Origin of the sequence: Carnobacterium divergens, from assembly GCF_900258435.1 — a bacterium.
GTDB lineage: Bacteria > Bacillota > Bacilli > Lactobacillales > Carnobacteriaceae > Carnobacterium > Carnobacterium divergens_A.
On sequence record NZ_LT992558.1, the window covers coordinates 2,292,835 to 2,306,994 of the forward strand.

A 14,160-nucleotide genomic window follows, 5' to 3' on the forward strand; every position below is an offset into this window, starting at 1 on the left:
CACTAATTTGTTTGTTTCTCTTGACCTAGTCAAGAGACCCTACACATTTGGTTCGTCTTACTTTGTTCAGTTTTCAAAGGTCTAAGTTGTTTCGTTGTCGTTTTAACAACTTCTATATAATAACATCTTGCTAGAAGCTTGTCAACACTTTTTTGAATAAATATTTTTTTGACTGAATAATTATTCATGATCGTCTCCGTCTTTAATTGGCGACTTAGAAATATTATCACATTCAACGAATGTTTGTCAATACTTATTTAAAAACATTTTTCAATGTATCTTTAAGAGTTAGTAGCTCTTAGCGACATCAACTACTATACCAAGTTTCTGATTATTGGTCAATAGAAATCCACACATTTTTATACATTTTTTTAATAAGACGTACATTTCCATTTATTATTATGCTTTCATACTGTATTATCCAGTATCTTAACCAATTAAGACTCTCTTTACATACGTGTTTATTAATAAGTTAGACTGCTTAAGGTTAGCAATCTAACTTATATAAATTAAAATCTGCTATCTGTTCTCCAGCATTATGTTGATAGATCGTTTTATAAAAATTAAATCCAGCATCTTGGTATAACTTATTTAACACTTGATTATCCGCAATACAATCCAATCGAATTTCTTTTTTATTTTCTTTTTTACTATATTTTTCAACCTCCGTCAGAATTTTCATCGCTATCCCTTGACCTGAATAATGACGATTAATCGCTAATCGATGCAAGTAAAAAAAATGATCACTCTTGTCTACTCCCCAAAGTTCTTGGTCCCATGAACTTTGTTTGTTCCACAATATACACATGCCTACTGGAGAATTTTCCATAGTGAAATAAAATACGTCTCCTCTTTCAATCGCTGATTTTGTATCGTGATTATCCTTTCCTTCTAAAATACCATTCCATTGCTTGGAACCTTTTGATTTCAACCATTTTGCAGATTCTATTAACAATTCAGTAATCAGGGGGTACTCATTCATATTGGCTTTGTTTAACTTTAGTTGTGTATCCATTTTTCCCTCTTTTCTTCTATAGTAAGATATAAAAATAGACATGCACTTTTAAGTACATGTCTATTTAGTTTGTTTAATGAGATATTTTATAGACGTTCATTTAATTCTTTTGCTAACTCTTCGAAACCAGGTTTGCCTAAAAGGGCGAACATATTTTTTTTATAAGCTTCAACTCCTGGTTGGTCGAATGGATTGACACCATTTAAATAACCTGAAATTCCTACTGCAATTTCAAAGAAGTACATCAAGTAGCCTAATGTGTACGCGTCTGTTTCTGGAATTGTAACTAACAAGTTCGGAACTTCTCCATCTGTGTGTGCCAATAATGTTCCTTGGAATGCTTTTGTGTTTACAAAATCAATTTCTTTTCCTTGTAAATAACCTAGACCGTCTAAGTCTGATTCTGTTACTGGGATTTTAATATCATGACGTGCTTTGTCTACTTTGATAACTGTTTCAAAGATATTGCGACGTCCTTCTTGGATATATTGTCCTAGGGAGTGTAAATCAGTTGAAAAGTTTGCACTTGATGGATAGATGCCTTTTTGGTCTTTTCCTTCTGACTCTCCGAATAACTGTTTCCACCATTCTGAGAAGTATTGTAGACTTGGTTCATAGTTGATTAAAAGCTCGGTTACTTTTCCTTTGCGGTATAAAGCATTACGAACAGCTGCATATTGATACGCTTCGTTTTCTTCTAGTTTATCACTTGAATAAGCAACGCTGGCGTCAGCTGCACCTTTCATTAAAGCATCAATATCTGCTCCACTTGCTGCGATTGGCAATAATCCAACGGGTGTTAAAACAGAGAAACGTCCGCCTACATCATCTGGGATAATAAACGATTCGTATCCTTCTGCGTTGGCTTCTTCTTTTAAAGCGCCACGTGCTTTATCTGTTGTTGCATAAATACGTTTTTTAGCTTCTTCTGCTCCGTATTTTTTAATTAGTAATTCTTTAAAGACGCGGAATGCGATTGCAGGTTCTGTTGTTGTCCCTGATTTTGAAATGATGTTTACTGAGAAATCGCGGTCACCAATTACTTCAATTAAATCATGTAGGTAACTTGAACTAATGCTATTTCCAGCAAAGAAAATTTGTGGTGCTTTACGGTCTTCTTTGCCTATTAGGTTATAGAATGAGTGGTTTAAAAAGTCTAAAGCAGCTTTTGCTCCTAAATAAGAACCGCCAATACCAATTACAATCAGGATTTCAGAATCTGATTGAATTTTTTTAGCTGCAGCTTTAATTCTGCTAAATTCTTCTTTATCGTAAGCAGTTGGTAAATCAATCCACCCTAAGAAGTCACTGCCTTGTCCTGTTCCTTTACGTAGCATCTCATCTGCAGTTGTTACTTGTTGTTGTAAGTAATCAACTTCGTGTGGTTGTAAAAATTGGTCGATTTTTGAATAATCAAATTGAATATGTGGCATATTTTACCCTCCGATATTAAATTTTACAAGCTTTGTATTCCCTTTCTACTTTAGTAGTTTTTGAAGGAAAATGCAAGAAAAAACAGGAAGTTCTTTTAAATAAGAGCTTCCTGTTTTAGTTATATTTAAAATTGTGGTACTCCTGAGATTTCCCAAGTTTTCAATGCATCTCTCAACGCACTTGTGTGCTGCCATGACAAATTGGATTCTGAAGGTTTTAAAAGCATTTCTAAATTTTCCATTTCTTTTGGCATTTCAAAGACAAATAAAGGAATTCGCATGTCATCTACTACGGCATTTGTTAGTTCAAATAAATTTAATGATGAGACTTCAATGGTTAATTTCTCTTTTAAATCTTCTAAAATACTGGCTAAACCAGTTCTATCTTTTGATAGTTTTGTTGCCGGAAAAGAAAAGTCATCTGCTTTGCCAGACTGATTGGCAACTAAAAATACGGACTTTCCATCCTTATCAAGAGCCATTACGGTTCCTGCAACCCATTGTTTCTCAATCATTTTATATGCACCCCACACTATAATTTTAACTTCTAGAAATAGTACAATTTGTATCATAACATAATTTTTTAAAATTAAAAGCTCTAATTAATAATTAATTAATTGTTTCGGGCTTTCTCATCTTTTTTAGCTTCTTCAATCCATTTTGGTAGCATTTTCGCAATGGATTGAAATCCTGGTTTGACTGCTTTGTCTTGCCTATTTTTGCGTTTTTTATGGTGGTATTGGAATGTAACATTTTCTTCAAGTGATCGCATTGATAAACTGATTTTCTTAGTGTACTCATCAACGTCAATAACCATTACTTCGATTTCTTCTCCAACTTGAAGAACTTCATTTAAATTTTTAACAAAGCCATGTTTGCATTCTGAAATATGAACAAGTCCCTGCGTTTCTTTATCTAACGAGACAAATGCTCCGTATGGTTGAATGCCGGTTACTTTGCCTTTTACAATAGTTCCGATTTTGTAGTTCATGTTTTCACCTCTTTTGTTTAGATTTTCATGAATCAATTCTAGTTCATTATAGCACCACTTTTTTAGAAATGGGGAATTTTTACTTATTTATTCGTGTAGCTATTTTTGAGAAAACGTCTTCAATGCAGTATACTACTCTATATAGAATGTTTTTATTTAAGGGGGAATTTTATGGAAAGTCATTTTGATGAGGTTATAAATCGCTTAGAAACAAACTCGATTAAATGGGATACGTTGGAAGATCGTTATGGATCAACTGAGGTTTTACCAATGTGGATTGCTGATATGGATTTTAAAACGCCAAAAGTTGTGTTGGATGCTTTAAAAAACACCTTGGAAAACTGTCCTGTTTTAGGGTATACAAAAGCGCCTGATTCACTTTATGAGGCAATTATTGATTGGCAGCAACAAAAACACAATATGTCTTTAACAAGAGAGGCTATTTTATTTTCACCAGGTGTTGTGCCTAGTCTCGCGTTAGTTGTCAATGCCTTTACTTCACCTGAGGATAACGTTATGATTCACGATCCAGTATACCCTCCCTTTACGTCTATGATTACTGCCAATCAACGAAAGGTCCTTCGTTCTGAACTGACAATTGAAGACAACCAGTTTGTCATGAACTTTGAAGAGATGGAACAGCAATTCAAAACAAAGAATGTGAAATTGTTTATTTTATGTAATCCTCATAATCCTGGTGGACGAGTTTGGTCAAAAGACGAATTGATACAGCTTAGTGAACTGTGTTATAAATACAAGGTTATTTTAGTAAGTGATGAGATTCATGGTGATCTGATTTTTAATCCACATCGTTTTACTTCAGTTGTAACGATTGATGAACGTTATCAAGATTTTGTTGTTACATTAACAGCTGCAACGAAAACATTTAATATGGCTGGAACAAAGAATTCGATGATTTACGTTTATAATGAAGGGTTACGAAATCTATTGATTCAAGAACAGCATAAATCAGAACAAAGTGGCATTAATACTTTCGGTTATGTAGCAACAGAAGCAGCTTATCGATTAGGTGATGATTGGTTAGCTGACTGTTTAGACTATTTGGAAGGAAACTTAACTTTGGTCTTAGACTTTTTTGCAACTGAATTACCTGAAGTAATGGTTGTCAAACCACAAGGAACTTACTTAGTTTGGTTTAATGCTTCTTCTTTAGGATTAGAGGACCAAGCCTTGACTCAGCATTTTGTGGAGGTAGGAAAAATTGGGTTGAATGCAGGCATTGACTTTGGTCCTGCTGGTAGTCAATTTCTTCGGATGAATATTGCCACATCAAGAACAACTTTAGTCGAAGGGTTAAAACGAATTAAATATGCATTTACTCATTAAAAATACCATTCAGTCTTTAAAGGACTGAATGGTATTTTTTTATAGACTGTCTGCTGCTAATAGTAAACAGCCTGTAATTCCAGCATTATCTCCAAGTGCTGGTGGGACGATGTACTCATCTAATGGAGGAACTTGAACATAGCCTGCTAGCATTTTCTTAAATTCTTGACGTACTAGTGGGAATAATTGTTCTTGTTTCATCACACCACCACCCAATACAATTCTTTCTGGGCTTAAAATCAACGTGTAGTTCATTAATGCTTGCGCTAAATAGTAGGCTTCCATTTCCCAAACGTGTTTTTCATCCGCTAAATGATGTCCTTTTTTCCCGTGACGTGCTTCGATTGCCGGTCCTGCTGCTAAGCCTTCTAGGCAATTTTCATGGTAAGGACACGTACCTTTATAGGTTTCATCTGGATGAAGACGGACTAAAATATGTCCCATTTCTGGATGTCCAAATCCTTGTAGTAGCTTTCCATTCATGACAGCGCCACCGCCTACTCCTGTTCCAACGGTTAAATAAAGGCAACTTTCGGTTCCTATTGCTGCGCCTTTTTTGATTTCACCTAGCGCTGCGGCATTAACATCTGTTGTCCAGCCTACTGGTATCTGGTAACGCTCTTTTACTGCACCTAGAAAATCATAGTTTGTCCAAGCAACTTTTGGGGTTGTCGTAACATAGCCGTATGTGCTGGATTTTAAATTAACATCAATTGGACCGAATGAGCCAATTCCGATTGCATCTAGTTGGTAATTATCAAAAAATGCAAATACTTGTTGAAGCGTCTCCTCTGGGGTTGTCGTTGGAATACTGATTCGTTCGATGATTTCAAATGCTTCATTACTGACTGCACAAACAAATTTTGTGCCACCTGCTTCAATTGCGCCATAGTTCATTTTTTTACTCTCCTTTTAGCTCTTCCCTTTTTCCTATTTATTGTAGCATAAATTTGAATGAAAATGAGGGCGTTTTCATTTTTTTATAAAAAAACTGCTCAAATCTTTTCAGAGTTGAGCAGTTTTAGTTTATGCGATTTCTACAGATTCAATTCTAACACCATTTACAGGTTTATCTTGAGGTCCGCGTTTTACTTTTTCAATTTCATAAACGACATCCATACCGTCAACGACTTGACCAAAAACTGAATGACGGAAGTCTAACCATGGTGTTCCACCATTTTTAGAGTATGCTTCGATGATTTCTTTTGGATAGCCCGCGCCTTCTAATTGTGACACCATGTTTTCTGGTACGTTTGTGTTTGATACGATAAAGAATTGGCTGCCATTTGTGTTTGGTCCAGCGTTAGCCATTGAAAGTGCACCGTTTAAGTTAAACACTTCTTTTGAAAATTCATCATTGAATGAATCTCCCCACAAGCTTTCTCCGCCCATACCTGTACCAGTTGGGTCGCCACCTTGAATCATAAAATCAGGAATTACACGGTGAAAAATCACACCATCGTAATAGCCTTTTTTAGCTAGTCCTAAAAAGTTTTCAACTGTTTTAGGGGCAACTTCTGGGAATAATTTAATTTTAATATCCCCCATTGTTGTTTTTAAAGTAACTAGTTCTTCATTTTCTGCTACTTCTGTTGTTAGTTGTGGAAATTGAGTCATTGTTATAAAACCTCCTACTTTTTGTTTACTTGTCTATCATAACTAAATTTAAGCTATTTTGCCAACTTTTCTTTTTAAATTTTTGAAAAATCTCCTCTCTAGGAACAATTCATGATATGATGAAGTTATTAAAAATCTTAATTTTTTAAAGGATGATGTCGATGAGCTTTCTAACCAATTTCCCTTTAATTTCCGCTTTGACAGCTATTTGTTTTTCACAAGTTGTAAAGGTTCCGATTGCTTTTTTGCTAAAAAAGAAAACAACCTGGGCTTTAGCAGCCTCAACAGGCGGGATGCCTAGTTCTCACTCAGCTAGTGTTACTGCGCTGATTGCTTCATTAGTGATTCAGCATGGTTGGAACTCCCCATTAGTGGCAATTGCTGTCACATTTGGCGTCATTGTGATGTTTGATGCGATGGGTGTTCGTAGACAAAGTGGTGAACAGGGTCTTGTTTTAAATCAACTAATCATTGATTTGCAAAATTTAAAGTTAAAAGATCAACAGGCTAAAGAATCGTTGCGTAGAGAGCAACAAAAAGACAAACACATTAAAGAATATTTAGGTCATAAACCACTAGAAGTGCTATTTGGAATGGTAACAGGTGTTTGTATCGCTTATTTTGTTCACTTTTTAATGTCCGTTTTTCATGTTCTATAATCTTTTCTTTCTTTAATTTCTTCTATTTATCATAGAATTGAGATTAAAGTTTTTTTAGTTTTATTCTTTATATGTAATCTAAGGGAATTTGTGCTATACTGATAATCATTCTCAGAGCAATCCCATTTCAAGTATGGAGGAATTTAAATTGGAACATACAAAAGACGTATTTGACATAACCATCATTGGTGGTGGACCTGTTGGTATGTTTGCTGCCTTCTACGGGGGCATGCGAAACGCAAAAGTAAAAATCATTGAAAGCTTACCTAAATTAGGTGGCCAACTTTCTACTCTCTACCCAGAAAAATATATTTATGATATTGCTGGGTTTCCAGAAATTAAGGCGCAGGATTTAGTTCATAATTTAACCAAACAAATGGAGCGGTTTGATACAACGATTTGTTTAGAAGAAGAAGTTCTTGTCGTTACTAAAAATCAAGATAAATTATTTGTTTTAGAAACCAATCAAGGCATTCATTATTCAAAAGCGATTATTGTGACTGCTGGTAATGGCGCTTTCCAACCACGTAAATTGGAAATTGAACATGCTCGTCAGTTTGAAGGAACGTCTCTTCACTATTTTGTTGATAATATGGAACAATTTAAGGATCGCAAAGTAGCGGTTTGTGGCGGTGGAGATTCGGCTGTCGATTGGGCTTTGATGTTAGAGCCAATTGCTAAAGAGGTTTTTCTGATTCACCGAAGAAATCAATTCCGCGCCCATGAACACAGTGTTTCCTTGTTGGCTCAATCTTCAGTTCACTTAAAAACGCCTTTTGTTCCTTCAAAAATCAATGGGAGTGGGAAGAATTTAACGAGTATCACCTTAAAGGAAGTCCGAGGTGACGGGGTTGAAGATCTTGAAGTTGATGATTTTTTAGTGAATTATGGTTTTAGTTCTTCGATTGGGAGCATTAAAGATTGGGGACTTGAAATCGATAAAAATGCGATTGTGGTGAACAGTAAGATGGAAACAACGATTGAAGGCATTTATGCTGCTGGTGACATTTGTACGTATGATGGCAAAATCAAATTGATTGCTGCAGGTTTTGGGGAAGCTCCTACTGCGATTAATAATGCAATGAGTTACATCAATCCAGATTCAAGAGTTCAACCCATGCATAGTACTAGTCTATTTTAAACGCATAAACACCGTTACTTTCTACTAGTAACGGTGTTTTTTTATAGCCAACCTTCTTCTTCTAACGATTGGTAAATGCCTTTGATTAAATCATCTGTTGTTTTTGCACGAACTAGTTTGCCTTCTGCTAATGCAAAAAAATCTTGCGCACAGATGACACATTCATTTAAACAGTCATATGTAACAACTTCTACTAGATCGTCTGCTTCTAATTTATCGAGGACAATTTGTCCGCCATTTGCTACATTATTAACACAAAATTCAACGATTGGTTTCATTTATACCCTCCTTTTTTTTAATCTGTTAGGGTTAGTATAACATGGTTTACAAGTACTAGCGGAATCATTCGCTTTGCTTTATGAATTTTTTTATGAAATAAGGTATACTAGATAGATAGAATGGAGTGGATGAATGTGGTAAAAGATACAACAGAATTATATCGTAAAGCGTTAGAGTTATTGAAAGAACGTAAAGTTGAATTGACAGATATCGCCGAGCTTGTTATGTTTTTACAACAATCTTATATTGAAGATTTAACGTTGGCTATTTGTTTAGAAAATGTGCATGCTGTTTTGAAAAAACGCGAAGTTCAAAATGCTATTATTACAGGAATTCAGTTAGATATACTAGCTGAAGAAAATAAATTGATTCAACCGTTACAAGATATTATCGCTGAAGATGAGGGCTTGTACGGAATTGACGAAATTATGGCTCTTTCTATTGTGAATGTTTATGGATCAATTGGGTTAACCAACTTTGGGTACATTGATAAAGTAAAACCAGGTATTTTAAAACGTTTAAATCGTCATGTCCCTGGCGAAATTCATACTTTTTTAGATGATATCGTTGGAGCTATTGCAGCAGCTGCTGCTAGTCGTTTAGCCCATTCAGATCCTACTAAAAGTGATATTACCCAGTGAAGTCCTTGCCTAGCTATCTGTAAGATTCCTTAAACAATTGGAAAATAGATACTCAGAGACTTGTTTTTATGCTACAATTATTACGTTTAATACTAAAATAAGAATAGAGGGAACTTAATTATGTCTGTCATTTATGGACTGATCGATTTTATTTTACATATTGATCAGCATTTAGTAACAATTATTGACCAATTTGGAATTTGGACGTATGTCATACTATTTTTAATCGTGTTTATTGAAACTGGATTAGTCATTTTTCCATTTCTACCAGGTGATTCTCTACTGTTTGCAGCCAGTGCGCTAGCAGCTTTACCCGCTATCCATTTAAATATTTGGATTCTCATCGCTGTTTTTGCGGCGGCGGCCATTATTGGAGATACGGTAAACTATGAGATTGGGAAAAAAGTTGGGCTGTCGATTCCAGAAGATAGTTTGCTGGGGAAAGTCTTAAATAAAGAAAAAATGGAAAAAGCAGAAGCTTTCTTTAATAAGCATGGCGGAAAAACAATTTTAATTGCTCGTTTTATGCCCTTCATTCGAACTTTTGCTCCTTTTATTGCGGGTGCAAGTCGGATGCATTATGGTTACTTTATCCGTTACAACTTTATCGGTGGCGCGGTTTGGGTATTGCTATGCTGCCTAGCTGGTTTCTTTTTTGGAAATATTCCTTATGTAAGAGACAATTTTACAATCGTCGTCTTAGGGATTATCTTTGTTTCATTAATTCCAATGATTGTTACATTTATTCGTGGAAAGATGAAAAAAACAGCTTAAAAAAAACAGATTCGCTTAGATGCGAATCTGTTTTTTTGACCAATAATACCCAATAATAAATTGAATTTCCATTAATAAGATTGCTAAAATAAAGCAATGCATAAAAAAGGCTTCTGGAAGCACGTTAATAATTGGGTCTGTTGATGGATTAAACATCCAATCTTCATTGTTAAACAAGACTTCATGAAATACAATAAACAATTGATCGAAGCTAATCATCATCACCACTCCAAGTACAACTGGAGCTACTATTAATACTTGAAAGGGTCTAATCAACGTCCATCCTAATTGGTGTTTTTTTAAATAACGAATATAGAAAAAGCTTCCTACTCCACTAATAATCACAACTAGATAATCAACTAAAAATAACCGCTTCACTTCAAAGAAATGTTTCAAGCCATTTGCAGAGCTAGGAAAATCTGGCATTTCCAATGATCGAATCCAAGGGAAGTTTAAGTAGCTCAGTAAGTGATGGTAATTATCCATTAATACTGCCTTCGACAAGCCTGACTGTTGATCAATTGCTAATAACGAGATATCTACGCGATAAAGAATCGTTACATTAATTGTCAGCGCAATTGAAATTGACAGAATAAATAGAATCAATAGAGTGACTCCACCTAGTTGAATTGCTTTTTGTTTCATCTTAATGACCAATCATCTAATGAAGGGACTTTATAAGTAGGCTGCTCTTTGACGTTGAGCAACTCTTCTGGCTTTGTAAAACCAGAAAACACGAGTAAGCTATCGATGTCATTTTTGATTCCTGCCATAATGTCTGTCTCATAGTTATCTCCAACCATCAGGACCTCTTCTTTTGCTAAACCAATCACGCCTAAAGCTTCATTCATAATAATCGCTTCTGGTTTCCCAATATAGGTAGGTTGCTGCTTTGTTGAAGCTATCAATAACGCCGTCAACGCACCTGCTCCTGGAACTAACCCTTTTTCACTAGGTAGATTAGTATCTTTATTGGTAGAAATAAAACGAGCTCCATTGTGAATGGCTAACGTCGCTGTTTCAAAATCTTGATAGCGAGCTTGACGATCCAAGGCTACAACTACATAATCTGGATTTTTTTCTTCACTAATAAAGCCTGCTTCGTGTAATTCTTGTTTTAAACCCGATTCACCAATTACAAACACTTTATTGCCTTTATCCAATGACTTTAAATAACTAGCAGTTGCCACTGATCCAGTATAAACGGCTTCTTTTGAAACATGGATATCAAAATGAGTCGCTAAATTTTCTGCTACTTCTTCTTGAGATTTCGTTGTATTATTTGTTACAAATAAAAAAGGAATGTTTGCTTCTTGTAAACGCGCTATAAATCTAGTTGCTGCAGGAATTGGTTCTTTTCCTCGATACATCGTGCCATCTAAGTCAATTAAATAACCTTTATAAGTCAAAGTAATAAGCCCCTTACGATTTATTTTTAACTTGTTCAACGTCATTGCGACGAATGTTAAAGTGACGTTGCCCATTTTTTTCTTCTACTGTTTTAATTTTTGCTTTTGGTTCTTGCTTTTGTTTTTGAACAACTGGCGCTTGTTTTGATTGTGTAGCGTCTTTTGTTACAAAATTCTTTTTAGGTGCTTTTTGTGCTGTGTTGTTTGGTTTGGTTGTTTTATTTTTTTGTGCTTTTGCTTCTGGCTTTGTTGTTACTGCTTTAGGATTTGAATGAGTTGGACGGTTCCGTGATCTTTTTGGTTTAAAACTCTTTTCTTTTTTCACTTCCCCAACTCGTTGCAACACAAAGTAAGCACAACCAAAATTACAATATTCATACAGGTAATCTTGTAGCGTACTGATGCGTTGATCTTGCGAAACTTTTCGATTTTTATCATCATAGAAGCCTTTTAGTCTTAATTGTTCAAAACCCCAATCGGCTACGATGTAATCGTATTTTGATAGAATTTCACTGTATCGTTCTGAAAGTCTTTCAGCATCAAATGCCTCTCGATAGTTTAAAACGATCTCATAGGTTTGTTCTTCAATCATAATGGTTGTGTCATCAATTCGTTTAACTAAGAGATTTTCTTCTAATGGTTCAGTCACAGCCACTTCTTCAACTACTGCTGCTTCCATTACTTCTTGCTTAGGTTCTTTTGTTTTATTTTCCTGGGTCATTTTGTCACCGCCCTATTTTAGTTATGATGAAATGAAGCCACATAAAGTCGTATCTTCAAATTTTCATGTTCTTATCTATTATACTGAACTTTTAAGCAATTGGATAGTTTCTCTTTAAATATTGTCCTAAAACATCGCGAATAAAAAATGGAAACAGAACTTGATTGCTTCCTTTGATTTCAATCGTTGGAAAAAAAGGAACATATAAAAAATGATCGACAGTTGCGAGTGTGTACTCTTTTTGAGGTTCTAATTTCGCTCCTTGCCAATAAACGGTCTGGCTTTCATTGTCATAGGAAATGCCATCGTAACAAATTTCACCAAATAATTTCCCACGAAATCCTAATCCTTTGATAGGAAAATAACGCAAATAGTTACGGTTTTTTTCCATTTCTAAAATCAAACGTTCCAGATTTTCACCATCTAATGTACACGTTAGAACACGCATTGGGTGTGGCAGAATTTGATGCAAGTCGTTTTTAGAAACGATCCCTTTTTGTAAAGGTTCCATAAAAAGACCCGCATTGACAATCGCAACTTCTGTTTGTGCATAATCTTTAATGGCTTTTAATCCTAGCTTGACTAATGGAGATGAACCTTTCCAACTTATGGGGAAGGCATTTGGTAAATAGGCAATTTGTTGTTCTTTTAACTGACTATGGCCTTGCTCTTCGTAGTCTGAAATCAGTTTTGCTTCATTCGCTGTTGGAGGAAGTGAACAAGTAGCAATGACTTCGGCTTCTTCATGTTGGATTTTACCAGCAGCTAGTTCCAAGGTAATGTGTCCAATATGTTGACCAAATTTGCCGGCTGCTGTCACAAAAGTTTCTCGATTTTTCTCACCAGTTGGCAATAGATGGTGGGTATGGGAACCCATAATCAGATTAATCATTGGATACATGTTTGCAATTTTACGATCTTCTTCAATTCCTAAATGGGATAATAAGAAAATACTATCTACCATTGGAATTAGAATTTCTAGTAGTTCGGGGATACAATCATCGGGCTCAATCACATGCCAGCCATTAGGTTCATAGCTAGTTGGAAAGGGAGCCGTTAAACCAAAGACGCCGATTCGATGTCCTGATTTTGTTTGATAAATTTTAAATAACTCTGCCCATTCTGGTTTTAAATTTGTTTCTTTATCGATTAAGTTAGCCAGCAAAACAGGAAAATTGGCTTCGCTATAGAGCTGATTCAATTGTTTTTTTGAATTTCCTACGCCTTCGTTATTGCCAATTGTCGCACCGTCATAATGAATTTGATTTAAGGCTGCGATATTTGCTTTGCCATCAGTGGCTTCTGTTAAAGGATGAACTCGGTCTAAGGCGTCGCCGATATCAAAAATTAATACTTCTTCATTTTTTTGACGATTATACTCACGTTGCTCTAGTAAAAATTCCTGAATTCGTGGCCAATTTTCAAAATGTGAGTGGAGATCGTTTGTATGGTAAATATGAATGCGTTCCATCTAACCAGCCTTCTTTTCTTTTAGAATTCGTTTTCTTTTATTATAGCAATCTTTTCTTATTTTTTCTTAAAGTTCGTTCATTAGGATGAATTTACCTTTTATTGTCCAACTGTTTCTACTATAATAGAAGCAACTTATATCAAATGAGACAAGGAGGTCCTTTATGTTAGTCGAAAGCCCAGTTGGTTTACTTGAATTAAAGGAAGATGAATGTGGTATTACTAGTATTCATAATTTAACGATTCACCCGCAGGATGCACAGAATGCGATTCAGGATGAACCTTTTTGTTTGGCTTTGAAAGAAGAATTAGAAGCTTATTTTGCAGGAAATTTAACTGAATTTACGGTTCCTCTTTCGATTCATTCAGGCACTCCTTTTCAACGTAGCGTTTGGCAGGCGTTAAGAACCATTCCTTATGGCGAAACAAGAAGTTATGGGGATATTGCTGAAGCCATTGAAAATCCAAAGGCGGTCCGGGCTATTGGGCAAGCGAATCGCAATAATCCTTTTCCGATTGTGATTCCTTGTCATCGGGTAATTGGCAAAAATGGCAAGCTGGTTGGGTACAGTGGCTCTTCGGAAATCGGCTTAACGACGAAAGAATGGTTGTTGCATTTTGAAAAAAATAATCATCTAAAAGAAGCTTCAATCTGATCATGGA

The 14,160-nt window shown here is 35.4% G+C and carries 17 protein-coding genes; 6 read left to right on the top strand and 11 right to left on the bottom strand.

Annotated features, from left to right (window positions below):
• Positions 1-487 precede the first annotated feature (487 nt).
• The 4 genes from CDIMF43_RS11555 to CDIMF43_RS11570 all read right to left on the bottom strand — a co-directional run bounded on the left by CDIMF43_RS11555 (position 488) and on the right by CDIMF43_RS11570 (position 3,439).
• On the bottom strand, positions 488-1,015 hold the full coding sequence (locus tag CDIMF43_RS11555) for a GNAT family N-acetyltransferase (RefSeq protein WP_109842073.1): 528 nt from the start codon (positions 1,013-1,015) through the stop codon (positions 488-490).
• Positions 1,016-1,101: 86 nt separating this feature from the next.
• Entirely contained in the window at positions 1,102-2,448 is a 1,347-nt protein-coding gene (locus CDIMF43_RS11560) for a glucose-6-phosphate isomerase (protein WP_034568603.1), read from the bottom strand.
• A 125-nt stretch (positions 2,449-2,573) separates the two neighbouring features.
• Entirely contained in the window at positions 2,574-2,963 is a 390-nt protein-coding gene (locus CDIMF43_RS11565) for a hypothetical protein (RefSeq protein WP_034568601.1), read from the bottom strand.
• Positions 2,964-3,061: 98 nt separating this feature from the next.
• Positions 3,062-3,439, bottom strand: coding sequence for a CvfD/Ygs/GSP13 family RNA-binding post-transcriptional regulator (locus CDIMF43_RS11570; RefSeq protein WP_074401803.1), 378 nt, complete (start codon positions 3,437-3,439; stop codon positions 3,062-3,064).
• 171 nt (positions 3,440-3,610) lie between these two features.
• Between CDIMF43_RS11570 and CDIMF43_RS11575 the strand changes: the two genes are divergently transcribed.
• A complete protein-coding gene (locus tag CDIMF43_RS11575) occupies positions 3,611-4,786 on the top strand; it encodes a MalY/PatB family protein (RefSeq protein WP_109842074.1) in 1,176 nt (391 codons plus the stop codon).
• Between the two features lie 39 nt (positions 4,787-4,825).
• Here the strand turns inward: CDIMF43_RS11575 and CDIMF43_RS11580 are convergent, their stop codons facing one another.
• Positions 4,826-5,683: an ROK family protein gene (locus CDIMF43_RS11580; RefSeq protein WP_034568596.1), complete on the bottom strand. Its 858-nt coding sequence runs from the start codon at positions 5,681-5,683 to the stop codon at positions 4,826-4,828.
• A gap of 129 nt (positions 5,684-5,812) precedes the next feature.
• Positions 5,813-6,403 (bottom strand): peptidylprolyl isomerase, encoded by a 591-nt coding sequence (locus CDIMF43_RS11585; protein ID WP_034568594.1) that lies wholly within the window; start codon positions 6,401-6,403, stop codon positions 5,813-5,815.
• A 161-nt stretch (positions 6,404-6,564) separates the two neighbouring features.
• Here CDIMF43_RS11585 and CDIMF43_RS11590 point away from each other — a divergent pair, with 161 nt between their 5' ends.
• Positions 6,565-7,062, top strand: coding sequence for a divergent PAP2 family protein (locus CDIMF43_RS11590; RefSeq protein ID WP_074401800.1), 498 nt, complete (start codon positions 6,565-6,567; stop codon positions 7,060-7,062).
• A gap of 133 nt (positions 7,063-7,195) precedes the next feature.
• Positions 7,196-8,203: an NAD(P)/FAD-dependent oxidoreductase gene (locus CDIMF43_RS11595; RefSeq protein ID WP_193553786.1), complete on the top strand. Its 1,008-nt coding sequence runs from the start codon at positions 7,196-7,198 to the stop codon at positions 8,201-8,203.
• Between the two features lie 41 nt (positions 8,204-8,244).
• On the opposite strand, the gene CDIMF43_RS11600 is transcribed toward CDIMF43_RS11595, so the two are convergent.
• The gene (locus CDIMF43_RS11600) at positions 8,245-8,481 is read right to left on the bottom strand and encodes a DUF1450 domain-containing protein (protein ID WP_034568588.1); all 237 of its coding nucleotides are present in this window, start codon (positions 8,479-8,481) and stop codon (positions 8,245-8,247) included.
• A gap of 129 nt (positions 8,482-8,610) precedes the next feature.
• On the opposite strand from CDIMF43_RS11600, the gene CDIMF43_RS11605 reads away from it, so the two are divergent.
• Together CDIMF43_RS11605 and CDIMF43_RS11610 are read left to right on the top strand one after the other, a co-directional pair.
• Positions 8,611-9,123 (top strand): phosphatidylglycerophosphatase A family protein, encoded by a 513-nt coding sequence (locus CDIMF43_RS11605; RefSeq protein ID WP_109842076.1) that lies wholly within the window; start codon positions 8,611-8,613, stop codon positions 9,121-9,123.
• A 129-nt stretch (positions 9,124-9,252) separates the two neighbouring features.
• Positions 9,253-9,897 carry a DedA family protein gene (locus CDIMF43_RS11610; protein ID WP_199198186.1) on the top strand — a complete coding sequence of 215 codons (645 nt, stop codon included), beginning with the start codon at positions 9,253-9,255 and terminating at the stop codon, positions 9,895-9,897.
• 15 nt (positions 9,898-9,912) lie between these two features.
• Here the strand turns inward: CDIMF43_RS11610 and CDIMF43_RS11615 are convergent, their stop codons facing one another.
• The 4 genes from CDIMF43_RS11615 to CDIMF43_RS11630 all read right to left on the bottom strand — a co-directional run bounded on the left by CDIMF43_RS11615 (position 9,913) and on the right by CDIMF43_RS11630 (position 13,498).
• Positions 9,913-10,542, bottom strand: a complete 630-nt coding sequence (locus CDIMF43_RS11615) for a TIGR01906 family membrane protein (RefSeq protein WP_109842077.1) — start codon at positions 10,540-10,542, stop codon at positions 9,913-9,915.
• Positions 10,539-11,306, bottom strand: coding sequence for a TIGR01457 family HAD-type hydrolase (locus tag CDIMF43_RS11620; RefSeq protein ID WP_109842078.1), 768 nt, complete (start codon positions 11,304-11,306; stop codon positions 10,539-10,541). The genes CDIMF43_RS11615 and CDIMF43_RS11620 overlap by 4 nt, the downstream gene beginning before the upstream one ends.
• Before the next feature lie 13 nt (positions 11,307-11,319).
• Complete coding sequence (locus CDIMF43_RS11625; RefSeq protein ID WP_109842079.1) at positions 11,320-12,027, bottom strand: YutD family protein; 708 nt, start codon at positions 12,025-12,027, stop codon at positions 11,320-11,322.
• A 91-nt stretch (positions 12,028-12,118) separates the two neighbouring features.
• Positions 12,119-13,498, bottom strand: a complete 1,380-nt coding sequence (locus CDIMF43_RS11630; RefSeq protein WP_109842080.1) for a bifunctional metallophosphatase/5'-nucleotidase — start codon at positions 13,496-13,498, stop codon at positions 12,119-12,121.
• 163 nt (positions 13,499-13,661) lie between these two features.
• Here CDIMF43_RS11630 and CDIMF43_RS11635 point away from each other — a divergent pair, with 163 nt between their 5' ends.
• A complete protein-coding gene (locus CDIMF43_RS11635; protein WP_109842081.1) occupies positions 13,662-14,153 on the top strand; it encodes a methylated-DNA--[protein]-cysteine S-methyltransferase in 492 nt (163 codons plus the stop codon).
• Positions 14,154-14,160: the final 7 nt, after the last annotated feature.